The organism is Shewanella sp. ISS20 (assembly GCF_056522965.1).
The window spans coordinates 3,811,918-3,837,945 of sequence record NZ_JAWRZK010000001.1 but is presented as its reverse complement, the minus strand read 5'-3'; the positions used below and the strand labels follow the sequence as shown (position 1 = coordinate 3,837,945).

The window sequence follows — 26,028 nt, the reverse complement described above, 5'->3', positions numbered from 1 at the left end:
AGCCGCTATCACAGCGGCTTTTTTTTTGAATCAATTTAGCAATTAAATACAATCACTAAACTCATTTAGATTCAGAAATGTAATTTTTTTTCAGCAAAGGTTGGAATATCGGCAAAAATCGCTTCTAATACTCTCTATGCCTATTTTCGGCCATCATTGAGAAGGATGTAATTCATGGCAAGTACATTAGCGCAACTTAAAGCTTTAACCACTATCGTTGCTGATACCGGTGATATTGAAGCTATCAAACGCTACCACCCACAAGATGCCACCACCAACCCATCATTAATCTTAAAAGCCTCAGAAATTCCTGAGTATGCTCACTTAATTGATGATGCCATCGCTTATGCCAAATCACAAAGCCAAGATTTAGCGACTCAAATTGCCGATGCTGGCGATAAGCTGGCCGTGAATATCGGGGTTGAGATCTTAAAGTCGGTTCCAGGTCGCATGTCGACTGAAGTTGATGCTCGCCTATCGTTTGATCAAGCTGCCTCTATCGAAAAAGCTAAAAAATTAGTGGGTCTGTATCAAGCCGCAGGCATAGATACCTCACGTATTTTGATTAAGCTCGCCTCTACTTGGGAAGGCATCTGCGCTGCCAAGCAATTAGAACAGCAAGGTATTAACTGTAACCTCACCTTATTATTCAGCTTTGCTCAAGCACGTGCGTGCGCGGAAGCTGGCGTGTACTTAATCTCGCCATTTGTTGGCCGCATTTTAGATTGGTACAAAAAAGATACTGGCCTTAATTATTCTGCCAGTGAAGATCCTGGCGTAGTGTCAGTGACTGAAATCTATAACTACTACAAGCAGCACGGTTATCAAACCGTGGTAATGGGCGCTAGCTTTAGAAATACCGGTGAAATTATTGAGTTAGCGGGTTGCGATCGCTTAACCATTGGCCCGAATTTATTAGAAGAGTTGGCTAATTCTGACGTTAAGGTTGTAGCTAAGTTACAAGCCGCCACGACATTAGTGCCAGCACCAACACCTATGACAGAAGCGCAATTCCGCTGGGAATATAACCAAGATGCCATGGCCGTTGAGAAACTGGCTGAAGGCATACGCAATTTTGCCATCGACCAAACAAAATTAGAAGTCATGTTAACTGCCCGTTTAACGGCCTAACATAACAAAGGAGTGTTTGATGACTCGCTTAACCCAAAGTCAACATTGGCAGAACTTACAACTTATGGCTAAACATTTGCCGCACATGCGTCAAATGTTTAGCGAGAATCCGAACAGATTCGATCAGTTTTCACTCAAAACTTGTGGTTTATTACTCGATTACTCAAAAAACCGTATCGATGATGCCGTATTAGCTGAATTATTTGCCTTAGCTAAAGAAGCGCAGTTAACTCAAAAAGTGCAAGCCATGTTTAATGGCGATATCATCAACACCACCGAAGGCCGCGCTGTACTACATACTGCGCTGCGCGCTGATGCTACTGATGATATTCGAGTGAATGGCATCAATATAGTGCCAGAAGTTCAAGCCACTTTAGCCAAAATGGAAGACTTTGTTGAGCGAGTCACTCAAGGACAATGGCGCGGTTATACTGGCAAAACCATTACTGATATCGTCAGTATTGGTATTGGTGGTTCATTCTTAGGCCCAAAAATTGTTTCTGAGGCCTTGCGCTCATATTGGAGCAAGAGCTTAAAGTGCCATTATGTTGCCAATGTTGATGGCACTAGCCTGACCGAAAAGCTTAACAAGCTGAACAATGAAACCACCTTGTTCATCATGTCATCCAAGTCTTTTAGCACACAAGAAACGCTGACTAATACCCTTAGCGCCAAAGACTGGTTCTTGGCCAATGGCGCGACGCATGCCGATGTCGCTAAGCATTTTGTGGCCGTCAGCTCTAATGTTGCCAAAGCCACTGAATTTGGTATTGATGCTGACAACATTTTCCCGATGTGGGATTGGGTGGGTGGTCGTTACTCACTATGGTCAGCGATTGGCTTACCGATTGCGTTAATGATTGGCATGGACAATTTCCGCCAATTACTGCTTGGTGCCAACCAAATGGATACCCATTTCAAGCAAGCCCCAGCTGAAGAGAATATGCCAGTGATCATGGCACTTATCAGCTTATGGCACAGCAACTTCTATCAAGCGCAGTCTCACGTGGTCCTAACCTATGACCATTACTTGCGAGGTTTACCGGCTTATTTCCAGCAATTAGATATGGAAAGCAATGGTAAGTCAGTCACGTTAAATGGCACCGATGTGGATTACACCACTGGACCTGTGATTTGGGGTGGTGAAGGCACTAATGGCCAACATGCTTATCATCAATTGCTGCATCAAGGCACCGGCTTAATCCCTGCGGATTTTATCTTGCCATTACAAAGCCACAATCCTCTGGGGGAGCATCATGTGCAATTGGCATCTAACTGTTTTGGTCAAACCCAGGCACTGATGCAAGGTCGCACATATGATGAAGCCAAAGCAGAATTAGCCGCCAGCGCTTTGAGTGAAGAACAAAAAGATTTAATTGCTAAACATAAGTTTATGGCCGGCAATAAGCCGAGCAACACCTTATTGATGGATAAGTTAACTCCAGCTACCTTAGGCGCTATGATTGCACTTTATGAACATAGAACATTCGTTCAGGGCGCTATTTGGGATGTGAACTCATTTGATCAGTGGGGAGTTGAATTAGGTAAAAACTTAGGCAATGACATTCTCACGCGTTTAAATGCTGACGAACAATGCCAAGCACTTGATTCATCAAGCAATTCATTGATTAACCTCTTCAAGCAAGCTCATATTTAATTGAGTCCATAGTATAAAACAGCCTGCGGGCTGTTTTTTTTTGCGTATATTCATTTATTTGTTAACAAATTTGAAACATAGATATTGCATCCTCTTCCTAAGTTATGGTATTTCTTTGTTTGACCATTACATTTGCAGAGGAGGTCACCATGGATCGCTTAGACTATGGAAGTATGTTAGATCGTGAAGATGACAATGTCATAGAGAAGCCAAATCGTCGCAACAGCAAAAAACGTAAATGGCGTGAAATTGAAGCAATCAAAGATAAGCGCCGCTTACTCAAAGAGCTTCAAGACATCGACAGCCTCTGCGATATTGAAGTGGATATTGACGCTATTTTATAAAAAGCAGCGCCTAGGCGCTGCCTATTAACTATCTGTGTTGATAAAATCTTTTAGCTCTTGGAATAGCTGTGTGTCATTGTCACTAAATAAAGGGTCTTCAATTAACTTTATTTGACAAAGGTCACCCACAGCTTCCCAATCACTAGGGCTAAATCTATGTTCTAATTCAGGGAAGATAGCGGTTTCTTCATAATGCATGTGACTGCGTTGCTGCGTCACGTATTGATGAAGATCTCTAATCAACTTTTCCCGAGGGATGACGACATCATTTAAAATCATAGTTAATGATGCCATCAAGGCTGCAGTCGCAGCATTCAATTCAATATGCTCGCCCGCTAAACGATTCGCGGTCATCTTATCTTGTGTCTTTTCTAGATAATAATCATAGACAATATCTTCGAGTGGATGATGGCTATGCTCAGCATATTCTTGCATATAACTAACAATATCTTTAACTAGGTTAAAGTTAATATTCTCGCCACTTTCGAGCTTACAGGTCTTACGCTCAAGAATAGAAAGTAAGATACTTATATGCCGATGATCTTGCATTAATCGCTTTAGCATAACTTATCCTTAATGCCTGCTAGCCGTATTCATTGAACGATACTTATCCACTATACCTTGCAACTCATAATTATTTATATGATATAAATCACATTATTCTGAAGTGACTTCTAAGACTGACATCACGGTATTTAAGGATAACTGCAAATGCAAGAAAGCATCTTGCGCCGAGTTCGCCTGCTTAAGGTTCTTCTTAACTATATTGGCGAAATAATCCTCTTGTTCTTCATTCATATCGAGTACATGAAAACTTGAATGAATATCGATATTGATTTTTTCCAATGCTAATTGAAATTTGGTGTCGTTTTCTGCAATTGATTGGCCTAACTCTTTTAACAGTACTTTAATATCGACAATTGCATTCGACACCGCTTGCTCGCGCCGAATATCCATCACACGCGCCTCAACCCCTTCAACAATCACAGCAATCACATCCCGAATACGCCCATAAAGCACATCATCATTCATAGGCATATTCTTGATTAAAAATGAGACATGCTTGTCACTACACACAGTGCGATTACCAAAATCATAAAGCCTGCCTTGTTTATCTAATAACTCCAAAATATTGGTTTCTATGGGGCTAATCGCAATTCCGGCCGGCGCGAAGTACTCTGGTTTATCAGTGATAATTTCAAGACAAGTATTTAAATCAAACTGCGCCATCACGTTGAAAAAAGCGTTCGCTAATGATTGATAGTCATGACATGAGAAACATTGGCGGAAAAATTGCATCACATAACCGTACTGCGCCGATTCGGTCATAGATTGAAATGCCATACTGCGCGATAGACTTTCAGCTTGTGCTAACACTTTTTGCTTTTGCTGATAACTCGCCACTGCACTGACTTTGATAATGAGCTCTTTGAGCTCAAAAGGTTTAGCGACAAAATCTACGCCGCCAGCATTATAAGCGCGAAGACGCTCTTCTAAAGTATTCATGCCGGAGACAAACACCACTGCCACCTGGCTATGACGAAGTTGTAATTCTTGGCATAAGGTAATGCCATCTTTATCAGGTAAATTAATATCCATTAAAATAATATCTGGAATAATATCCCGCAGAGCAGCCTCATAATCTTTTGCATTATTAAAAACATTAAGATGATAGTCATCGGCTAATACTTCCTTAATTAGCTCACCATAATCTATATCGTCGTCTACAACCCAAAGAGTTAGCTTTTCCATGATTCATCCTTGTCATCAACACCAGTGAATTTAATCCCAAGTTTCAACATAGCCTTAATCAGCCCTTTAATATCAAAAGGCTTATTCAATACCGGATACGGCATTTCTTTCTGTTTACTAATTCCTATGTCATGTATGTATCCTGATATCAGTAATACCGACAATGACGGGTTATTTTCTTGTAAGTTTTGCGCCAAGTTGTAACCGTTGATCCCCCCAGGCATAAGCACATCAGTAATTAATAACTGCGCATCGCAATTGCCACCGCTGTACTTACGACTGACGGTGACAGGATCAGTACAAGTTTCTATGGTCATGCCTAACATTTCACAATAGTCTTGCACTACTGCCACGATTTCGGGTTCATCATCAACGATTAACACCTTAAATGGACTCACTACTTTAGGGTAATGAAGCAGATTAGTATCGGTATCTATCACTGCCTGATGAGCTTTCTTCTCTTGTGCTGGGAACCACATTTTAAACTCAGTGCCATGAGCGCCGGTATCCACCACACTCATATAGCCGTGGGAGCGTTTTACAAATCCATAAATCATAGATAAGCCAAGCCCAGTGCCTTTGCTTTTATCTTTCATGGTGAAAAACGGCTCGTAGATTTTTTCAACTAAATGTAAAGGTATGCCGCAGCCTGTGTCTTTAACTGATATCCACACATAATGGCCACTCTTAACTTGAGTATCAGTTAAGGAGCCAGGCAGTTTGCCGCCAAGCCACTCTTGACCTGTGCGTATGGTCAGAGCACCGACCCCCTCCATGGCATCTCTGGCATTGATAGTCATGTTGAGCATGGCATCTTCTAAATCACCGCGATCAACGCAAATATCATCAAGGTCGGCACCAAACTCCATGGCAATTTGTACTTGCGCCGTCAGGGATTTATCGAAGATATCTTTTAAGCCACTAATGACCTCGTTGATACTGCAGTTTTGCGCATTAAATTGTTCTTGCCGTGAAAATTGCAATAAACGCCGAGTTAAGTCGGTTCCCCGTGAGCAGGCTTTAAAGGCGGTAGTGAGATATTTATCTAAGCTTTCTTGGCGATTCTTTAACTGCATTAATTCAAGGTTGCCTTTAAGCACACCTAAAATATTATTGAAATCATGGGCAATGCCACCAACTAACTGCCCTAATGCCTGCATTTTTTGGGTGCGCGACATGGCTTGCTGCATCTGCAATTCCATGGAAATATCATGAGCAATTAAGACGCTCACAGTTTCTGACGCGAGGTTAACTGCAAACAAGTTCACTTTCATTATGGTGGTTTCATCATGATGTCGATTCATCTTAATGTCACCATCAAAACCGGTAAATTGAGTGAGCGCATCATTAAAACTTTCAAAGTCAGTCACTTGCTTATCGTGCTGTGCAAATAGCATAGCAATGGGTTTACCAATCAGTTCGCCAATAAGGTAATGACTGATTTTTGCGGTCGCATCATTGGCATAAGCGATAATCGGGACACCCCTGCTATCCACTTGAATGATCATGGTCATGTATTCAAAGCTATCAACAATATTCTGAAATACATTATTGGTATTCGTGGCGACAGGCACTGAGATAGTTAAGGGCTTGGGCACTACTAACATAGGACAAATAATATCTGTCAGTGTCTGCTGCTTTTCGCTTAAGGTGTGTTGCCACTTGGCATCAGGTTGCGCAAAGAAAATGACTAATGAAGAGTTAGCAATTGGCCAAACGCTATAATGCAGCCAAGCATGGGTACATTTGGGCTCTGGCGCATGCGGCCAATGACGGATTTCACTCCAATAGTTAGCATTAACGCTAGTAATCGCTGAGCTCGACGTGCAACTTAACGGCATAGCGTCATTATCGAGTTCATTGATGTCGACGAGTAGTACAACGCTCGCCTGACTGTGTTCAGCAAGCACTCGAGTGAGGGCTACGCGCACCGCCTGGCCTTGAATAAATTGAGCCTGTAGCTGCGCTAATTGCAGCAACAAAGTGGCTGAAAGGGAAATAGTAGGCGAGCTAAGATGATCAACACTTAGGGGTAACGAGTTAGAATCCATTCCGACATTTCCACCAAATTATTAAAACTACTTAAATATAGTTCAAAATAATTTTGGCGCACCGACAGTCAAATATTTTGCAAAAACAACTACTATGACTGATAAGTCAGTTTTTTATACTAACAAAAAAATAATCTCTGAAGTAAACCTGCCTCTATCGCCATTGCGAGATAAACCCCATAAAACACTCAAATCTAACTGCTGGTGCCAATGAATGCCACCAGCAAGCTTAGCCATACTTACCTTTACGCTATGCGCGCAAATAAGTAATGCTTTAATGCGGCAAAATCTGCCGCCATAGGTTCAGCTAAACACGGCGCGTCACTCACCTGCGCTAACGCTTGTGGCAAAGGTAACTGACAACCCAGCACACTATCCACTACCTCTTTAAACTTAGCAGGATGCGCCGTGCCTAAAAAGATACCTAACGGCTTTGGCTCGCTATCAACTTGGGCAACAAGCGCATCAGTTAGTGTTTTAGCTGCGATGGCAGCGTGTGGTTCACTCACATAACCGCCGCGCGCTAACGCTTGTAACTCAAGACTTGCCGCCTTATCTGTCACGCTCGCACTTAATAAGCTTGAAAGCGGCCAGCCCATAACATCACAACAAGCTTCGACTCTTGGCCAGTTGCTGGGCTCAGCTACATCCATGGCATTACTTAAAGTGGCTATGGTTTTATTCGGGCGCCAATTACCATCACCTAAATAGCGCGGCACAGTATCATTAGCATTGGTTGCAGCAATAAATCGTGCCACCGGCAAACCCATAGCTTTAGCTAACATGCCAGCAGTTAAATTTCCAAAGTTGCCGCTAGGCACAGAAATAATCGGGGCTTGATTGGGATGCTTTACTTGAAACTGCGCCACAGCGTCAAAGTAGTAACAGACCTGCGCCAGTAACCGACTGATATTAATAGAATTAGCAGAGTTTAAGCCAAGTCCATGACGTATGTCTTCATCATCAAAGGCTTGCTTAACGAGTTCCTGACAGGCATCAAAATCGCCATCTATGGCTAAAGTGTGGATATTGCCACCTAAGGTAGTAAATAGCTTTTGCTGCAATACACTAATTTTGCCTTGTGGAAACAATACCACCACTTTGATGTTGTCTAGCCCATGAAAAGCATGGGCGACTGCGGCGCCGGTGTCACCTGAGGTAGCCGTTAATATGGTTAACGGCTTACCGTCACCCACAGCATTAATACATTGGGCCATAAAGCGGGCACCAAAATCTTTAAAAGCTAAGGTTGGGCCATGGAATAATTCCAAACAGTAACGCGCGTCATCAACTTTCACTAAAGGTAAATCAAAATTAAAGGCGCTAGCTACCATGGCATCAACCTTGGCCTCATCTAACTCACCTTGCAAAAACTGCTTAATGATATACTGACTGCGCTCAATAAAAGGCATGGCTAATACCGCATTGATATCCTTAAGCTTTGGGATGTCGCACGGAAAAAATAAACCTCGGCATTTACCTAACCCTAAGCGCACCGCTTCACTAAAACTCACTTGTTGTTCTGGGTGGCTCAAATTATATAACTTCATTGTCATTATCCTTAAAGCGGGCGACTGCCGAGGGTATCAAGTTGACATACATGCACAAAACCAGTGTCGGTAGTGACGTAATGCTGCGCTAACCACGCTTTCGCATTTAAGGCGAGCGACTTATTGGTGGTGACAGCAAAGAGTGATGGCCCACTGCCAGAGATGCCGCACGCCGATAACCCCATGGCTAATAGCGCTTGTTTGGCATGAGAAAATTGAGGGATAACATCGGCGCGATATGGCTCAGCGATGACATCTTTGAGTAATGACAAAGCTAAGTCTGAATTCTGCGTATGCAGCGCATGAATAAAACTTGCCAAGTTTTGCCCAAAGCTGAGCGTAGTCGCTTTAGGATAATGCTCGGGCAACAAGCCACGCATTAATGCGGTGGATAATGAAATACCTGGGTATGCAATTACCCAATACCAATCATCCATCACAGGCATAGATGCGCATAAGGCGGAGGGTGATGACAACATTAATTGCATGCCACCTAAATAGCAGGACGCCACATTATCAAAATGTATGCTACCGCTAATCTTACCTTCAAACTCTCCCATTAATAGCAGCAGTTCATCACAACCATAAGGCCTATCAAAAAAGTCATTTAACGCACTAAAGGCTGCAACCACTGAACTTGCACTGGAACCCAGGCCACTTCCCACGGGCAGATTCTTGTTTAAGGTTAAAATGACATTGGCATTAGGCGCCTTGGCTTCTAAAAAGAACTGTGCGCATTGATAAACAATATTCTCTTTTGGATCAGCTGGCAGCTTATGGACAAAAGGCCCTTGCACTTTTAGGCTTAAGCCCTGCCCGCCCGCTTCAATACTGACGGTATCTCCCAATAAACAGCCATCTATGGGCGCTAAGGCCGCCCCTAATAAGTCAAAGCCCACACTGACATTGCCCATAGAGGCTGGTGCATAAATAGTTATCATGCCATCACCTCCCGGCTCCAGTTAAGGGTTCTTAACACATCAGCAAAAACTCCCGCCGCAGTTACCTCAGTGCCTGCGCCATATCCTCTTAATACAAAAGGAATAGGCTGATAATAACGGCTATAAAAGGCCAGTGCATTTTCGCCGCCTTTAACACTGTAAAGCGGGTCATTTTGGGCAACTTCCGCCACTTCTACCCGGCAGCCTTGCTCATCAATCATGCCAACATAACGTAACACCTTGCCCTGCGCCTTAGCCGCGGCCACTCGCGCGGCGATTTCACTATCAACCTGGGGAAGGCGCGCCATAAAAGAGTCAATATCACCACTATCATCAAATGTTACTGGCAGCACGCTTTGCACCTTGATATCACTGAGTTCAAGTGCCATACCCGCTTCACGGGCTAAGATTAATACCTTGCGCGCTACATCCATACCGCAAAGATCATCCCTTGGGTCTGGCTCAGTAAAGCATTTTTGCCGCGCAATTACCGTCGCCTCAGATAAACTTAAGCCCTCATCAAGGCAGCCAAAAATAAACGACAATGAGCCTGATAGAATGCCGCTAAATTTATGCAGTTCATCGCCTGCGCACAGCAATTTTTTAAGATTATCAATCACAGGTAAACCTGCGCCCACGGTAGTTTCATACAAAAATTGGCGCCGTTTAGCGCGCGCAGTAAGTTGCAGCGCTTGATAATAGGCGTACTCGCGGGTGTTGGCCTTTTTATTAGGCGTCACTACATGTAAACCGGCTTCTAATGCCTCAACATAAGTCGCCGCGACTCGCTCACTCGCACTGCAATCAACCAGCACAGGATTCACTAATTGTTGATCGCGAGCAAAAGCCAGCATGGTATCTAAGCAAGCATCTTGGCCTAAATCTGTGAGTAAGCCATGCCAATGAGTTAAATCTATGCCATCGATATCGAGCAGCATCTTGCTTGAATTCATAATGCCGCACACACGCATGCGAATATCTTGTTTGGCGAGCGCCGCTTGCTGCGCTTTTATTTGGGCTAATAGGCCAGCGCCTACTGTGCCGCAGCCCACTAAAAACACATCAACGTACTGACTGGCCCCAAAAAATCCTTGATGACAAGCGCGCAGACATTGAGACACTTTAACTTGGTCAACTACAGCTGAAATCGAGCGTTCCGATGAGCCTTGCGCTAGCGCTATGATATTAGCCCCAGCTTGGGCGAGCGCCTTAAAAAAGCCTGCGGCGACGCCTCTGTGAGTGCGCATGCCATCGCCAATCAGAGACACAATCGCAAGCTTATCGCGCATAGTAAGCGCTTCCAGTAACTCTGATTGCAGCTCTAATTCAAATTCTGTTTCAAGGGATAACTTAACCGCTGGCGCATCAACACTCGCCACACAAAAACTAATGCTGTATTCACTTGAGCTTTGAGTAATTAGCGAGACTGACACGCCAATGCGGGCAATGGCGCCTAATACACGGCTTGCCATACCCACCATGCCTTTCATGCCAGGGCCTGACACATCAAACATGGTTTGCTGATCTAGATTAGAAATGGCTTTAACTTTAAGGCCGCTCTCATCGGGGGCATTAGACACTAAGGTGCCCACTGCCTCTGGATTTAGGGAATTTTTGATATAACAAGGAATATGGTATTGAGCAATTGGCGCGACGGTTTTGGGATGCAGCACCTTAGCGCCAAAATAAGAGAGCTCCATCGCCTCTTGATAACTGAGCTGAGATAACAACTTAGCATCTTGAACTAAGCGTGGGTCAGTATTATATACCCCATCAACATCGGTCCAAATTTCACAAGTTGACGCCCCTAAGCAAGCTGCTAACACGGCCGCTGAATAATCTGATCCATTGCGACCAAGACACATGACTTGCCCATGGCCATTGCCCGCAGTAAAGCCTGGCATTATCCAAACCTGCGCTTCACCTAATGCTAATTGACCGCAGTTTTGCCGGCTCGCACTGATATCCACCGCAGCTTCCATCACAGAGCCATGGGCTTTAAATAATTTAACAGGGTCTAATACCCCAACCACTAGCCCTTGCTGTCGTAAAATGGCCTGCATAATCGCCACAGATAAACGCTCACCACTGGTGAGCACGTCAGCGCGCACGCTATCAGGGCATTGCTCTAACAACTTAATGCCAGTTAATTTTTGCTGCCATTGCAGCCATTGCTGCTGCCATGCTTGGCGCAGCGCATTAATGGCATCCTCATTAAGCTCAGTACCGCTATCTAATAAGATTTGCTCAAAGATGGCTTGCAAGCCATTAAGCACAGCCGCAGTATCTTGGCCTAAAGTGGCGCTCTCCATCAAATCCACCAACAGGTTAGTGACCTTAGCGGGCGCAGATAGCACTAACGCCACCGGCTGTTTAGCGGCTTGCGCTTTTACAATGGCAGCCGTATTAATAAAACGTTGCCAATTTCCTAGTGAAGTGCCGCCAAATTTCATGACTTTCATTGTAAAGACTCCATATGCCGCCCACTAAGAAACAAAAAAGCCCGCTCCTTGGTGGGGAGCGGGCTTGTGAATGTGATTTTCAGGGTACTGTCAGCCCGCCCCCATTATGGTAATAATGGTGGTGGTTGTGGTACGAGTAATAATGACTGACTGTGCCATAGACCTAACCCTGAATTAACTGTGCTTTTAGAATTGCTTGAAAAGTGATTTTTTGTCAACTGCCTTGTTGCACTTTTTTTATCAAATGTTAATGCAAGCATTAACCCAATCATCACTATTGACAAAAATTCTCACGCGACGGTTATTAACTGCATATATATCAGATAGATAGACAGACTGCTTATGTAAAAGTAAGCTTGAATGGTGACAGCAAATGCTGTGTATGAAGTATTTTCATCTTAGGCATACTGAACCACACCCCAAAGATTGGCCGCTGTCATTCGCAAAAAGCGTGGTCAGGCTTACAGAAGCAAGGCGCAACTATCGCACTGCTGAAAAAACCATTGTATTATGCCCACACTTTTATGTTTGGAGCCGTTATGAACATCACTCAAAATAACGCGGTAACTATCCATTACCGTTTAACCAATCAGCAAGGTAAATTGCTGGAAAGTTCATTTGAAATGGAGCCTATGGTTTATCTGCATGGCGCACAAAACCTGATCCCAGGTTTAGAAAAAGCCCTTGAAGGTAAAGTCACTGGTGACACCTTAGATGTGACTATTGAAGCTGAAGAAGCTTATGGCCCGTATCATGACGGTTTACGTCAAGAAGTGCCTATTCAAGCTTTCGGTGATATCGAAGACATAGTTCCAGGTATGCGTTTTATTGCTGAAACTGAAATGGGTCAACGCCCAGTACAAGTGACTGAAGTATTAGATGACACTGTCATTGTTGACGGCAATCATCCTATGGCTGGCCAAGCACTGAACTTCTATGTAGAAGTGGTTGACGTGCGTGAAGCCACTGAGGAAGAAATTGCTCATGGTCATATTCACAGTCATGGTGGATGTGGCGGCGGTGGCTGTGGTGGTAACGGTGAGTGCGGCGACAAAGAAGAAGGTTGTTGCGGCGGTCATGACCACGATCATAACCACGATCACGAAGAAAAGAAGCAAGGCTGTGATAGCCATGGCGGATGTGGTTGCCACTAATCGCGTAAATATTGGCGATTAACTGCTTAATAAAAACGCGCCTTCGGCGCGTTTTTAGTTTTACCCTCTCAAACATAGTTCACTCTTAACCGCTGACCTATTCGCTGAAGTCGTCTGTCGGAGTAAGTGCTATCAAGCTGCTAATTTGCTGACGCATATTAGGCTCCATATGCTTAAGATAATTGGAGCAACGCGTGATAGTCGCAATACTCACCCCAAGTTCTGCCGCTATTTGCCTTTGGCTGAGTTTGCCATCGAGCAATAACTGAAACACCCGTAACCGCCCTGCTATGGCATGGCGCTCTTCTTCTGTGAGCAATAATTCAAACCATAACTCAACTTGGCGACGCTCAGTTAACCCAGCAAGATTATCTAGCGTATCTGACCATAGTGGTTTCATTTTCTCATACTCAAGTACTAGTACATAAGGACAGTGTACCTGAGGAATTAAGCGCTGTCCTTAGGTGTGTATTGATGTAAGTTGACAATTTTTTACATTAAAGTCATAGGGAAAGCACACATTGGCAAGGTACAATCTTGGTTGAAATCACGCTAACAACTAAAAATGTGAGAGGGAATATGAAAAGAATTGCTGCGCTACTTATCTCTGGAGCCTTATGTGCTCCGCTTTACGCTGCCAATGACTTCAAAGACACGGAACATGCCATTGACTATCGTCAAAGTGCTTTCAGTCTGATTGCTTATAACTTTGGTGACATGGGCGCCATGATGAAAGGCAAAAAGCCTTTTGACGCTGCCGTATTTGCGGTGCGCGCGCAAAATGTTGCGGCCTTATCTAAATTACCATTAGAAGGTTTTGTTGCTGATTCTAGCCAAGGCGATACTGGTGCTAAGCCTAATATTTGGCAAGATCGCGCCGATTTTGATGCCAAGATGAAGCAGTTTCAAACTGATGCCGCGAACTTAGCCTTAGTGGCTGACACTGGTGATAAAAAGCAAATACAGCAAGCCTTCCAAGCCACGGCTAAAAACTGTAAATCATGTCACGATACTTTTAAGAAAGACTAATCTTTATTAGGTGTTAATTACCTAACAAAAACCCAACAAAAAAGCGCCTAAGGCGCTTTTTTATTAATAACTATAACTACATCCATTCAACCACAGGCCAAATGAGCCCATAGCCGATCGGCGCTGCCAGTAAGATGATTAATCCCCATGCCAGCCAACTTGATTTGAACTGCAAATGTGGCTGCTTATCATGCCATTGTCTTGAGCCTGTGATCATAGCGCCAATCAAGGCGTCGCCCTTTAAACGATGAATGCCAACCGCTAAGATATGCACAGCCGAACAGGCCAGAATGAAGTTAAAGTTCCACTTATGTAGCCATGTCAGCCAAGAAGCCGTTTGCGCGGAAACACTGGCATATAAAGGACCTTCAGTGAACACTTCATCGGTTGCAAACAAACCCGTCGCTAATTGAATGGTTAATAAGGTCAAGATACCTATCACCATGTAACCACCCAGTGGATTATGACCAAGGTGAGGCTTGATACCGCTGGTTAAAATTTGGCGGCTATAGTTCATCACCCGTATAGGCGATTTTACAAAATGGCTGAAACGCGAGGTTTCACTGCCAAAACAACCCCAAATAATTCGAAATACCACCAACACCATTAAGCTGTAGGCTAATACTTGATGCCAATCCATCAGCGCTTGTTCAGCCGTCCACCATAAGCCTGCTAACAGGCCAATCGTCAACCAGTGAAAGAGTCGTGTTGGTTTATCCCATACCTTTATGCGAGTTGCCACTGTCACCTCCAAGTGAGCAATTAAATCACAGCTATGATAACGATTATTGTTAACAGAACCAAACCTTAGTCGCTAACCGCCGATGAATTACCATAAACGGCCACAAAATAGAGGGGATGTTGTAATTTTTTACGCAGAGAAATGACGAAAATACTGAGGTTAAGCCTTAGCTAATCCCATCAAATATGGCGCCTCTCTGGCGCAGTTGCAATCAAAATTCACCACTTTTAAATCGATTTTGCGCGTTGGGTCAAATTGTCAGCAATCGAACTTAAATACCACAAAAAGCGTGATTTAGATCACGACTTTCTTGTGAGAGATTGCTAGTCTGATCTCAAGGGAAACAAAATAAGGTTCAAAATATGCTAAAAATCACCAGTAAGCACCTTGAAGTCACCGCTCCCATTCGCGAAAGAGTTGAAAGCCGTTTAGCTAAACTCGAACGCCACGACATTACTATGATCAACCCCCATGTGATCATCACTGAGGAAAAGCCACTCTTTAAAATTGAAGCATCGATTAAATTGCCTCAAGGAGAATTGTTTGCTCAGGCTTCCCACGAAAATTTATACACCGCCATTAATGCCATGGGGCAAAAACTGGAGAAACAGTTAAATCGCTTAACTCATAAGCCTGAAGCCTTAAGAAACTCAGGTAAAGCGGATCACAAAGACGCCTTTGATGAGATTGACATTATTGATGATGATTTCGAAGAAATGTATGACTACGAGGGTGCTGAAAAAGCATAAGTATCATCACTTCTAAAAAAATGCGCACTTAGTGCGCTTTTTTTATGGAAAACAATTAGCTGACCACATTTTTGATTGACACTTATGCCTGCTAGCCGTAGTTTTTCAAGCTGATACTTAAACTAATCACAGCGATTACTTACTACTCTTGCATCAACTGCGGTAAGTTATTGATTCGACCTCCTGATGAGATTACACCATGGATAAACCCCTGCCATTAGATACGATCCGCACAGCTATCAGCAGCCTAGATGCAGACTTGCTAAAGTTGTTAGCCAAAAGGCGCGAACTCAGTATTGAGGTGGCTCGTAGTAAAGCCGTGGATGTTCGCCCCATCAGAGATTTAGAACGTGAAAAGCAGCTGTTATCGCGCTTGGTCGCCCAAGGGCGTGAGCAAGGCCTTGATAGTCATTTTGTGATTAATTTATATCAAGCCATTATTGAAGACTCAGTACTCAGCCAGCAGGCTTACCTGCAAAATATTGCCAATCCTCAGGATAAAACTCAGCAATTTTGCATTGCCTATTTAGGTGCGCGCGGCTCTTACTCGCATATTGCCGCCAGTCGCTACTGTCAGCGCCGCCAACTGAGCATGCTCGAAATGGGCTGCCAAAATTTTGATGATATAATTGCAGCCGTCGAAAAAGGTCACGCTGATTATGGATTTTTACCCATAGAAAACACCTCTTCGGGTTCTATCAATGAAGTCTATGACTTACTGCAACACACCCGCTTATCCATCATAGGTGAAATCACTATCGAGGTCGGCCACTGCTTATTAGCCAAACCGGGTAGCAAGTTAGCCAATATCACTCAGTTATGCGCTCATCCTCAGCCGATGAGTCAGTGCAATAGATATCTGCAGCAGCATAGCCAATGGCAACTGCATTACTGCGCCAGTAGCGCCGATGCCATGCAGCAAGTGGTAGAGAGTAAGGATGAGACTTTCGCCGCTATTGGTAGCGCCGAAGGTGGCGAGCTTTATGGCTTAGAAGTGCTAGATGCCGGCCTTGCCAATCAAAGCATTAATCAAAGCCGCTTTATTGTCGTGGGCAGAAAACCTGTGTCTGTGCCCAGTCAATTACCGGCGAAAACAACCTTGATTATGGCAACCGGCCATAAGCCCGGCGCCTTAGTTGATGCTCTACTGGTACTAAAACAGCATCAACTCAATATGACCAAGTTAGAGTCGCGCCCTATTGCTGGTACACCTTGGGAGGAAATGTTCTATCTCGATATCGAAGCTAACTTAGCCGATGATAATCTTAATGCCGCCTTGCAAGAGCTTGAGCGCCAAACCCGCTATATCAAGGTTTTGGGCTGCTATCCCATAGAAACAGTAAAACCCGCTGAGCTTAATCAGCAGCAGTTATTACTTAAGCCCATCGCCGTGACTCAAGACGCAGCGCCAAGTGCAGCGCTGCAAGCACACGATACTAACTATGACAACTATGCAAGCGATGCACACGATGTCAAAAATGAGGCTGTAATTCATGGTAACAACGCTAACAACAAAGCCGTGACTAGCCGCTCGAGTGTCGACTTTAAACCTGATTGTTCAAGCATAATGTTAGCCAGTCATGCTCTTGGGGATAGTCATAAACTAGCGCTTGCTCTTATCAGTAGCCTACCCCATCAAGGCTGGCGCAGTTGTTTACAAGGCATTAAAAACAATGGCTTTGGCGCGATTATCTTGACTCATGATATTTACTCAACGTGCGAGCTCGATACCATAGCGCCCATTTGCCAGCAATTAAACATCGCCTTAGTGGTTGAAGTGACTCACATGCCGTGTACCCTGCCGCGCTTTGTAGATGCGCTCTATGTCAGCGGCCAGCACATGAATAATCACAGCTTGATTGCGCAATTAGGCCAGCAAACCTTACCGGTGTTATTAGAAAAAGATCCCGCCACGAATATTAAGACTTGGCTCGGCTGCGCGGATAAATTACTGGAGCAAGGCAATCAACAACTAGCCTTAATTGAAGCGGGTATGCAAGATTATCAAGGCAATAGCCGCGCCGACCTTGAAGCTATTAGTCAGTTGATCAATGCCAGTCATTTACCTGTGATCCACCGCAGTCGCAGCAATAGTCAGCATGCTAAGACCAATATTCTGGCGGCGAAGAATTTAGGGGCAGAAGCCATCATACTCTCGGCGAATTTACCCACTCGCACCTTAACTGAACTTGTGAGTCATTTTATTCACGACTAACAACAACCAAGCATTGAAAACTAAGCGCCCAGCGTAGCAATCACTACACTGGGCGCTTTTTTATAATGTGGCTTATTTATGAGTTAGCTAATTGATGAATTAGCTGAGGGGTAAAACATTAGCGATTGAACTAAATCGCCTGACCATCTAACAAGCTCAACCAACCACGAATAATGCGGTGGCAAAACCAAGTAAGTGCGGTGGCATACAAGAGCACACTCATCCAACCGTCGGCCATCAAATAGCCTAAGGTCATTAAACCGATTAAACCTAGGGTGCTATGTCGTTGATATTTTAGATGTGAATTAAGTAATGCCCCCGGAGTGCGCTGGGCAAGATTAATCACTAAACCCACAAGTACAGGCACTAGGAATAACGCAAAAGCTGATTGCAAACCATACAACACATGACCAAGACTGACATCTTCATACAAAACATTTTCAGTGGTGGTTAATGACATAGTGCCTCTCTTGTTTGGAATCAATCCCTTGGCGCGGGATCAGCGTCATTGCTCCCTTAAACAATACGTTCTAGAAGTTAAAAGCGCAATATCCTGTCAGCAGTTAAATCTATAACTTAAATCACAGTTAAGCTTGCCATTAGACTAAGGCAATAGTCACATCTGTCAGTAATCGGCTTGAGCAGGCAAGCACTACATCATCGTTGATTTCAGCCGCACTTAAGGGCGCAGTCGAACTTTGAGAGACTTCCCCGGCAATCACTTTGCACTTGCATGAGCCGCAAACACCGCTGCGACAAGCGGCAATAATAGGTAAGCCTAAAGATTCTATGCCATCAAGCAGTAAGTCACCTTGATGTAACTGCACACTGGCATCATGACTCATTAGCGTTACAACTGAGTTGTGATTAATACCATCAGCAGCCGGTGTTGGCGCTGATTCTGTTGCTGGCATAAAGCTTTCTTGATGAAAACGCGCCATATCAAAGCCAACGTCATGCAGCATGCTTTGCAGCGCTTGCATAAAGCCTGCTGGGCCACATACCAAGATGCTGCGATCGCGATAATCACTCACAGCCACTTGTAAATGCTTAAGGCTAATACGGCCATAGCCCCAATGTATGCCATCATCGTCGCGCATCCCTTGCTCGCTAACAGATTCAAGCCCATGTTCAAGCACAAAGCTAAGACTACGTTGGTCATCATTGCGCTGACTATTTAATCCCGCGTGCGATTTAGGACTTAGCCAGTGGCGTAATCTGTCGTTAAAGATAATATCATCTGGTGCCTGCGCGCAGTGCACAAAGGCCACATCAGCACTGACTTGGCTGTCACTTAAAAACGTCGCCATCGACATCATAGGCGTAATACCGCAGCCAGCACTGATAAATAGGTACTTATCAGCGTTAAGATCAATGAGATTAAAATGCCCAAGAGGCTGACTTACACGAATGCAATCACCAATGGCAAACTCATCCACTAGGTAATTTGACACCTTACCGTTATCAACCTTCTTAATGGTTAACTCCAGCGTGAGCGGCGCAGACGGTGATGATGAAATGGAATAACTACGATGGTAATTCTTCCCCGCTATCGCGACATTGATAGTGATAAATTGCCCGGGCTTAAAGATAAATAACTGCGGCTGCAAAGGCCGAAACACCAAACTCACGACATTCATGGTCTGTTGTATCTTATCAATGCACTCAAGCTCAATGCTTGAGGCTGTCCATGCTGGCTGTTGCAATGATTGCCAACTGCACGCTAACGCGCTAACAGGCGAAGCTTGCGGGATTAACTTGGCAGGGGTTGATGGCGCGCTGACTTGTAATTGCGATAACGCCGCCGCGAAAGGATTACTCATGTCTATCTCCAGTGAAGTGGCTCAAGCTTCTAGTGGCATAAGCTGAGAGCAAAGCCTGTACTTAAGCCACTTCACCTTACTTAAATTACGCGCGGTTTAATAAGCTTGCTAAGTCAGCATCCACTGTCGTGGTGGTTTTCAAACCAAATTGCTGCTCTAGCACTTGCAATAAATTAGTGCTTAAAAACGCCGGCGCCGTTGGGCCAGTGCGGATATTCTTAACGCCAAGGGATAACAAGGTCAGTAAGATAACAATCGCCTTTTGCTCAAACCAAGACAACACTAGGCTCAGAGGTAACTCATTGAGTTCACACTCAAAAATCTCACTTAACGCTAAAGCTAATTGAATGGCTGAATAAGCATCATTACACTGGCCAATATCAAGCAAGCGCGGAATACCGTTAATATCACCAAACTCCAACTTGTTGAATTTGTACTTGCCGCAACCTAAGGTCAAAATCACGCTATCTTTAGGTGCTGCTGTCGCAAACTCAGTAAAGTAACTGCGCTCAGACTTATCACCATCACAGCCGCCCACTAAGAAGAAATGCTTGATGCTACCGTTTTTGACATTTTCAACCACAGCAGGCGCCGCCGCCATTAAGGCGTTACGCGCAAAACCTATGGTGATTAAATGAGGAATTTCATCATATTTAAAGCCATCAAGCGCTAAGGCTTTATTGATAACAGCACTGAAATCATCACCTTCAATATGAGTACCCCCAGGCCAGCCAACTATGCTACGGGTGAAAATACGCTCGTTATATTGACCAACAAAGGGATCGATAATGCAGTTAGATGTCATCACCACAGCGCCTGGGAAATTAGCAAATTCGGTTTGCTGATGTTGCCAAGCACTGCCGTAATTGCCGACCAGATGCGGATATTGCTTAAAGGCTGGATAAGCTAAGGCTGGCAGCATTTCACCATGGGTATAAACATTAATGCCTAAGCCCTGGGTTTGCTGCAAAATCAGCTCAAGGTCTTTCATATCATGACCTGACACTAAAATGGCCTTGCCTTTAAAAGGCACAGTATTGACTTGAGTAGGCTCAGGGTGACCAAAACAGCTAGTTTCGCCTAAATCTAACATGGCCATGATTTGATAGTTAAGCTGACCTATCGCCATGGCAGCATCAAATAGCGCGCCAGCATCTTCACTGTCAGAACCCAGAAAATCCATCAAGCGAAGAAACTCAGTAGCCACATCGATACTGGTTTGATCTAATACGCGCGCATGTTCCATATAAGCGGCGGCGCCTTTCAAACCATAAAGACATAAGAGTCTCAGCCCTAAAATATCTTCATGAATCTCAGTGCTACCGCGATTAGGCGCGGCCATGGCCGCCAATTCAATAATGCTATCTTTAGCAGCCTCTAACGTCATCGAGGCGTATACCGGCGCGCTGGCTAAGTCTTCGGCGCTACAATGGCCACTATAGGCTTGCAGTAACTGCTCACGATAACTCAGCGCCTCACCAACTAACGCCACTATGCGCTCATCATCAAAGTTGACGTTAGTTAAGGTCGCAAAAAATGCTTTAGGCACAAAGGTATCGACATCATGATTTATGATGCCAAACTCTCTGGCTTTTAACGCATGGTAAGAAAGGCCTTGTAATAAATAGATCAGCACGTCTTGCAGATCTGAGGTTGCCGCTAATTTGCCGCACATACCTTGCGAATAACTACAACCATTGCCCGCTGGAGTGCGGATTGTTTGTTCACACTGAATACAAAACATAAAGCCACCCGATACATGTATTTAATTTATATGTTATAAGCATAACGAGTGGATGCTCGCGGACATAATTAAACATGCATAATATTTAAATGTTTAAGATTAAGATCGCATAATTACGATTTTTTTGAGGTTAATCGCATTGAGCTAACTGGACGTTAATTGCGGAGGTAAGGCATGGAGCGAGCAATCACAGATGAGATGTAATAACTAGGCTCATCTGTGTTGATGTTAAGCTTCTAAGCTAATTTAAGGATTGGAGTGAATATCGTTAACTGACTGCAGCATTTGCCGACTTTCTAATTGAAATTGCGGCGCTAAATCGCCAAACCAAGTTGCAACTTGCTTAAACCATTCAATAAAGGTGTCTCTGTCTCGGTTTTTAAGTAATTCAAAGGCTTGGCGATAGTTAGCTAGATAGTCCCCGATCACACCTTCAGAACCCAATTGCGCAAAAATAATATCAGCATAAAGCTCTGGGCTTTGAGCAAATAAACGCCCCACCATAGCTAATTCGAGCCGATAAATTGGTGAGCTAAACTGCAATAATTGTTTTATATCAGCTTGTTGTTTACACAGATTAAGGCCATAAACAAAGGTTGAAAAGTGACGCATGGCTTGCACTAATTGCATGGCATTGTCGTGCTCTGTGGCATTGGCTTCTACAATACGCGCGCCCCAAATGGTCATTTGCTGCAATAACCATTGATATTGCTCTGGCTCGCGCCCATGGCACACTACCACCACTTGCTTAGCGAGACTGCCGACATCTGGGCCAAACATAGGGTGCAGCCCAACGACTGGGCCGCGATGAGCCTTTAACATGGCATCAAGAGGCGGTGCTTTAATGGACGTGAGATCGGCAAGCACGCAGTTATCTGGTAAGCGTGTCAGTTTTTCGCGGATAAGCTCGCAAGTATAGCTAATGGGCACACTCACTAGCACTAAGCCCACGTTATCTAGCAGCGCATCAGCGTTATGCCAATCATTTACATCTAAAATATCAACATGATAGCCAGAGAGGCGCAGCATTTGCACAAACACTTGCCCCAAGGCACCCGCGCCGCCAATTACCACTACGCGGCTAAGGTTTGGATTGACCGACTTAAACCCTACGTCTTTTTCATTAAGGTAAGATTCACGCATTAAGCGCCTTAATAAATCTTCAATCAACTGCGGCGCTATATGCATCTCGCTGGCTTCTTGACGGCGTTTAGCCAGCATTTTAGCCTCGCGCTCAGGCGCATAAATAGGTAAACCCGCTTGATGCTTAACCCGGCCCACACTTGCCACTAAATCCAAGCGGCGCCTGACTAACACCAGCAATTCTTGATCGACGGCATCTATTTGCTGACGTAATAATTCAAGTGCCTCACTCGTCGCTTCATTCATCAATTCTCTCCCTGAAAACGCGTGGCCAATACCGGTTTAACCAAAACCGCCGCGTGCCTTAACACTTGCTCGGTTGCCGGCCAATCGATGCAAGCATCAGTAATAGATACGCCATATTGCAAAGATGGCGAGCTTGCATCCTGTGAGCCTGCCAGCAGATGACTTTCGAGCATAACCCCAATAATCCTGTTATTACCAGCAGCAATTTGCCCCATGACATCAAGGCACACAGGCACTTGGCGGCGATAGTCTTTATTGGAATTGCCATGGCTGCAATCAATCACTAAGCGTGCACTTTGACCCGATGCGTGTAAGGCGTTAGCGGCAGCATTAACCGAGGCGGCATCGTAATTGGGCTCGCGGCCACCACGCAAAATAACGTGGCCATCAGGGTTACCAGCGGTTTGCAATAAAGCTACTTGGCCATCACTATTAATGCCCATAAAACGGTGGCTGCTGGCCGCTGATTTCAGTGCATTAATAGCGACATCAAGTTTGCCATCCGTGCCATTTTTAAAGCCCACTGGCATAGACAAGCCTGAAGCCATTTCTCTGTGAGTTTGTGATTCTGTGGTACGGGCGCCAATGGCAGACCAAGTAATTAATTCAGATAAATATTGGGGGCTGATAGGATCAAGCGCTTCGGTGGCCGCAGGTAACTCCAGCTCAGCTAAAAACAGTAAAAACTCACGCGCTTGGCGTAAGCCCTTTTCGACATTGAATGATTCATCGCGATCGGGATCATTAATCAAGCCTTTCCAACCGACTGTGGTTCTTGGCTTTTCAAAATAGACCCGCATTATGATAAAAAACTCATCGCTTAATTCAAGCTGCAGCGCTTTTAATTGGCGCGCATAGTGTTTAGCTGCGGTTAAATCATGAATGGAACAAGGACCTGTGATCACCAGTAGGCGAGGATCGCGCTTATGCACTATATCGGCCACAGTTTGGCGCGCCGCACTGACGAAGCTTAAATGGCTCTCGGTCAGCGGTAATTGCAGTTTTAATTGATTCGGGGTGATCAGCACCTGCTCGTTGCTGATGTGAATATTGTCAAGCTTAGTGTCAACCATGCTGCCTCCAAATCCAAAGCTGTAATTGCGTAATGTTACAGCATTACGATGCCTGAAAATGATAGCGCGAGCAACTGAAACTTTTTCACCACAAACAAAAACCCGCCTCAAGGGCGGGTCTTCGTGCGAACACTTTACGTCGGTTTGTTGGTCTACTAAATAATTACTTAGTAGCCAGCTTTTCACGGATACGTGCAGATTTACCTGAACGATCACGCAGATAGTACAGCTTGGCGCGACGAACGCGGCCACGACGCTTAACTTCAATGCTTCCGATTGCTGGGCTGTGAGTCTGGAAAGTACGCTCAACGCCTTCGCCATTAGAGATCTTACGTACGGTGAATGCAGAGTGCAGACCGCGATTACGCTTAGCGATAACTACGCCTTCAAACGCCTGCAGACGCTCTTTTTCACCTTCTTTAACACGTACCTGTACAACTACTGTATCACCAGCGCCGAAATCTGGTACGTCTTTCTTCATTTGCTCATCGTTGAGCATTTTAATGATGTTGTTCATAAAAACTCCGTTCTAGATATAACTGAGCGTCGACTGTTTACTTATTCGTTGTTTCAACGAATTGCGCCAGCAGTCTGGTTTGTTCGTCAGTCAGAGCTAGATTGTCAAATAATTCTGGTCGTCTAAGAAAAGTTCTTCCGATACTTTGCTCGAGACGCCAGCGTCTAATTTCTTCGTGGTTACCGCTAAGTAACACTGCCGGTACAGTCAAACCATCCAAGCACTCAGGACGGGTATAATGCGGGCAATCAAGTAAGCCATCTGAGAAGGAATCCTGCTCAGCACTCGCTTGTTTACCTAAGACACCTGGCACAAGCCTAGCGACCGCATCAATCAATGTCATGGCTGGCAATTCGCCACCTGAGAGGACATAGTCACCCACAGACCACTCTTCATCGATTTCCGTCTGAATAATGCGCTCATCAATACCTTCGTATCGACCACACACTAAGATCAGTTTATCTGATTGTGCTAGTTCAGACGCGCCTTGCTGAGTCAGCTTGCGCCCCTGTGGCGACAGGTAAATGACTTTTACGCCTTCACCTGCTTCCGCTTTCGCGGCATGGATAGCATCACGTAGAGGCTGCACCATCATTAACATACCGGGACCACCACCATAAGGCCTGTCATCCACAGTACTGTGTCTATCATGGGTGAAATCGCGAGGATTCCACGTTTGCAGTTCCAGCAGGCCATTTTTCACGGCCCGACCCGTCACCCCAAAATCGCTTACGGCACGAAACATCTCAGGAAACAGGGTTATTACCCCTAACCACATGTGCGTACCTCGACTTAGAAGTCTGGATCCCAATCCACTGTAATCTGTTTGGCCGCAACGTCCACCTCAAGGATGAACTGTTCCGTGACAAAGGGAATCAATCGTTCCGCTTTACCAAAAGCATCTTTGGTGTTGGCCTTAACCATCAGAACGTCGTTAGAACCTGTTTCCAAGATCTGATCAACCGTTCCCATGTTGTAGCCTTTAGTGTTAGTTACAGTACAACCTATCAGTTCACGCCAGTAAAACTCGTTTTCTGGCAGAGAATTCATCTGTTCAGGCATAATCGCAATTTCACTGTGTGTCAGTGCTTGCGCTTCTTCCCTAGTGTTAATCCCTTCCAGCAATGCGACAACCGCTTTGCCTTGGAGACGCCACTGTACAACTTTCACTTCACGCCATTCACCTTGTTGCATCAGCAATAAGGGTGAATAGTCAAAAATACCTTCAACAGAGTCGGTATAAGATGTGATTTTCATCCAACCTTTAACGCCAAAACACGCGCCAATTTTGCCCAATACGATTGGTTGTTGGTTACTGCTCATCAATCTATACCCTTAACGCTATTAAGCAGCTGCTTTACGAGCGTCTTTGATCAGTTTGGCAACACGATCAGTAGTCGCAGCGCCATTAGCAACCCAATGCTCAACACGATCCAGGTCTAAGCGCAGAGCTTCTTCCTGACCGCGAGCCATAGGGTTGAAGAAACCTACACGCTCAATGAAACGACCGTCACGAGCATTGCGGCTATCAGCAACAACGATGTTATAAAATGGACGCTTTTTTGCGCCGCCACGAGCTAAACGAATGGTAACCATGCGTTCTTAATCCTCTAATGATTTGCCTGAAGCAAAAATAAAAACTGGAACTCCGTGTTCGCGAAGAGTCCCAGCATAGAAAGCCGGAAGATTTTACCTGACTTTTCAA

24 protein-coding genes are annotated in these 26,028 nt (G+C 44.8%); 7 read left to right on the top strand and 17 right to left on the bottom strand.

The annotated features are described in order from the left end of the window. Window positions 1-174: 174 nt before the first annotated feature. The 3 genes from tal to AC1HDP_RS17520 all read left to right on the top strand — a co-directional run bounded on the left by tal (window position 175) and on the right by AC1HDP_RS17520 (window position 3,132). On the top strand, window positions 175-1,131 hold the full coding sequence (gene tal / locus AC1HDP_RS17530; protein ID WP_479639746.1) for a transaldolase: 957 nt from the start codon (window positions 175-177) through the stop codon (window positions 1,129-1,131). 19 nt (window positions 1,132-1,150) lie between these two features. Next, window positions 1,151-2,788 (top strand): glucose-6-phosphate isomerase, encoded by a 1,638-nt coding sequence (gene pgi, locus AC1HDP_RS17525; RefSeq protein ID WP_479639745.1) that lies wholly within the window; start codon window positions 1,151-1,153, stop codon window positions 2,786-2,788. Window positions 2,789-2,937: 149 nt separating this feature from the next. Then, window positions 2,938-3,132: a DUF3545 family protein gene (locus tag AC1HDP_RS17520; protein WP_140931586.1), complete on the top strand. Its 195-nt coding sequence runs from the start codon at window positions 2,938-2,940 to the stop codon at window positions 3,130-3,132. A gap of 24 nt (window positions 3,133-3,156) precedes the next feature. On the opposite strand, the gene AC1HDP_RS17515 is transcribed toward AC1HDP_RS17520, so the two are convergent. The 6 genes from AC1HDP_RS17515 to thrA all read right to left on the bottom strand — a co-directional run bounded on the left by AC1HDP_RS17515 (window position 3,157) and on the right by thrA (window position 11,888). Further along, on the bottom strand, window positions 3,157-3,696 hold the full coding sequence (locus AC1HDP_RS17515; RefSeq protein ID WP_479639744.1) for a hemerythrin domain-containing protein: 540 nt from the start codon (window positions 3,694-3,696) through the stop codon (window positions 3,157-3,159). A 93-nt stretch (window positions 3,697-3,789) separates the two neighbouring features. Then, window positions 3,790-4,884, bottom strand: a complete 1,095-nt coding sequence (locus AC1HDP_RS17510) for a response regulator transcription factor (RefSeq protein WP_479639743.1) — start codon at window positions 4,882-4,884, stop codon at window positions 3,790-3,792. Further along, the gene (locus AC1HDP_RS17505) at window positions 4,872-6,935 is read right to left on the bottom strand and encodes an ATP-binding protein (RefSeq protein ID WP_479639742.1); all 2,064 of its coding nucleotides are present in this window, start codon (window positions 6,933-6,935) and stop codon (window positions 4,872-4,874) included. The genes AC1HDP_RS17510 and AC1HDP_RS17505 overlap by 13 nt, the downstream gene beginning before the upstream one ends. Window positions 6,936-7,180: 245 nt before the next feature. Further along, a complete protein-coding gene (gene thrC, locus AC1HDP_RS17500) occupies window positions 7,181-8,485 on the bottom strand; it encodes a threonine synthase (RefSeq protein ID WP_479639741.1) in 1,305 nt (434 codons plus the stop codon). Between the two features lie 11 nt (window positions 8,486-8,496). Continuing rightward, a complete protein-coding gene (gene thrB, locus AC1HDP_RS17495) occupies window positions 8,497-9,426 on the bottom strand; it encodes a homoserine kinase (RefSeq protein ID WP_479639740.1) in 930 nt (309 codons plus the stop codon). Further along, window positions 9,423-11,888: a bifunctional aspartate kinase/homoserine dehydrogenase I gene (thrA, locus tag AC1HDP_RS17490; protein WP_479639739.1), complete on the bottom strand. Its 2,466-nt coding sequence runs from the start codon at window positions 11,886-11,888 to the stop codon at window positions 9,423-9,425. The genes thrB and thrA overlap by 4 nt, the downstream gene beginning before the upstream one ends. Window positions 11,889-12,427: 539 nt before the next feature. On the opposite strand from thrA, the gene slyD reads away from it, so the two are divergent. Continuing rightward, a complete protein-coding gene (gene slyD, locus AC1HDP_RS17485) occupies window positions 12,428-13,042 on the top strand; it encodes a peptidylprolyl isomerase (protein WP_479639738.1) in 615 nt (204 codons plus the stop codon). A gap of 97 nt (window positions 13,043-13,139) precedes the next feature. Here slyD and trpR read toward each other — a convergent pair whose 3' ends face one another. Beyond that, the gene (gene trpR / locus AC1HDP_RS17480; RefSeq protein ID WP_479639737.1) at window positions 13,140-13,442 is read right to left on the bottom strand and encodes a trp operon repressor; all 303 of its coding nucleotides are present in this window, start codon (window positions 13,440-13,442) and stop codon (window positions 13,140-13,142) included. A 179-nt stretch (window positions 13,443-13,621) separates the two neighbouring features. Between trpR and AC1HDP_RS17475 the strand changes: the two genes are divergently transcribed. Further along, window positions 13,622-14,071 carry a c-type cytochrome gene (locus AC1HDP_RS17475; RefSeq protein WP_140931566.1) on the top strand — a complete coding sequence of 150 codons (450 nt, stop codon included), beginning with the start codon at window positions 13,622-13,624 and terminating at the stop codon, window positions 14,069-14,071. 76 nt (window positions 14,072-14,147) lie between these two features. On the opposite strand, the gene AC1HDP_RS17470 is transcribed toward AC1HDP_RS17475, so the two are convergent. Beyond that, the gene (locus AC1HDP_RS17470; RefSeq protein ID WP_479639736.1) at window positions 14,148-14,813 is read right to left on the bottom strand and encodes a cytochrome b/b6 domain-containing protein; all 666 of its coding nucleotides are present in this window, start codon (window positions 14,811-14,813) and stop codon (window positions 14,148-14,150) included. Between the two features lie 362 nt (window positions 14,814-15,175). Between AC1HDP_RS17470 and hpf the strand changes: the two genes are divergently transcribed. Together hpf and pheA are read left to right on the top strand one after the other, a co-directional pair. Continuing rightward, window positions 15,176-15,562: a ribosome hibernation-promoting factor, HPF/YfiA family gene (gene hpf / locus AC1HDP_RS17465; protein WP_479639735.1), complete on the top strand. Its 387-nt coding sequence runs from the start codon at window positions 15,176-15,178 to the stop codon at window positions 15,560-15,562. Between the two features lie 199 nt (window positions 15,563-15,761). Continuing rightward, window positions 15,762-17,777, top strand: a complete 2,016-nt coding sequence (gene pheA / locus AC1HDP_RS17460) for a prephenate dehydratase (RefSeq protein ID WP_479639734.1) — start codon at window positions 15,762-15,764, stop codon at window positions 17,775-17,777. Between the two features lie 130 nt (window positions 17,778-17,907). On the opposite strand, the gene AC1HDP_RS17455 is transcribed toward pheA, so the two are convergent. The 9 genes from AC1HDP_RS17455 to rpsP form a co-directional block, all read right to left on the bottom strand. Further along, window positions 17,908-18,237, bottom strand: coding sequence for a hypothetical protein (locus AC1HDP_RS17455; RefSeq protein ID WP_479639733.1), 330 nt, complete (start codon window positions 18,235-18,237; stop codon window positions 17,908-17,910). A gap of 139 nt (window positions 18,238-18,376) precedes the next feature. Next, complete coding sequence (locus AC1HDP_RS17450) at window positions 18,377-19,600, bottom strand: FAD-binding oxidoreductase (RefSeq protein WP_479639732.1); 1,224 nt, start codon at window positions 19,598-19,600, stop codon at window positions 18,377-18,379. Window positions 19,601-19,685: 85 nt separating this feature from the next. Next, window positions 19,686-21,344, bottom strand: coding sequence for a hydroxylamine reductase (gene hcp / locus AC1HDP_RS17445; protein WP_479639731.1), 1,659 nt, complete (start codon window positions 21,342-21,344; stop codon window positions 19,686-19,688). A gap of 246 nt (window positions 21,345-21,590) precedes the next feature. Next, complete coding sequence (gene tyrA / locus AC1HDP_RS17440) at window positions 21,591-22,733, bottom strand: bifunctional chorismate mutase/prephenate dehydrogenase (protein ID WP_479639730.1); 1,143 nt, start codon at window positions 22,731-22,733, stop codon at window positions 21,591-21,593. Then, complete coding sequence (locus AC1HDP_RS17435; RefSeq protein WP_479639729.1) at window positions 22,733-23,806, bottom strand: 3-deoxy-7-phosphoheptulonate synthase; 1,074 nt, start codon at window positions 23,804-23,806, stop codon at window positions 22,733-22,735. The genes tyrA and AC1HDP_RS17435 overlap by 1 nt, the downstream gene beginning before the upstream one ends. A 163-nt stretch (window positions 23,807-23,969) precedes the next feature. Next, on the bottom strand, window positions 23,970-24,323 hold the full coding sequence (gene rplS, locus AC1HDP_RS17430) for a 50S ribosomal protein L19 (RefSeq protein WP_140931548.1): 354 nt from the start codon (window positions 24,321-24,323) through the stop codon (window positions 23,970-23,972). Window positions 24,324-24,360: 37 nt separating this feature from the next. After that, window positions 24,361-25,101, bottom strand: a complete 741-nt coding sequence (trmD, locus tag AC1HDP_RS17425) for a tRNA (guanosine(37)-N1)-methyltransferase TrmD (RefSeq protein ID WP_140931546.1) — start codon at window positions 25,099-25,101, stop codon at window positions 24,361-24,363. Window positions 25,102-25,115: 14 nt separating this feature from the next. Beyond that, window positions 25,116-25,646 (bottom strand): ribosome maturation factor RimM, encoded by a 531-nt coding sequence (gene rimM, locus AC1HDP_RS17420; RefSeq protein ID WP_479639728.1) that lies wholly within the window; start codon window positions 25,644-25,646, stop codon window positions 25,116-25,118. A 21-nt stretch (window positions 25,647-25,667) separates the two neighbouring features. Continuing rightward, the gene (gene rpsP, locus AC1HDP_RS17415) at window positions 25,668-25,919 is read right to left on the bottom strand and encodes a 30S ribosomal protein S16 (protein ID WP_140931542.1); all 252 of its coding nucleotides are present in this window, start codon (window positions 25,917-25,919) and stop codon (window positions 25,668-25,670) included. Between the last annotated feature and the right edge of the window lie 109 nt (window positions 25,920-26,028).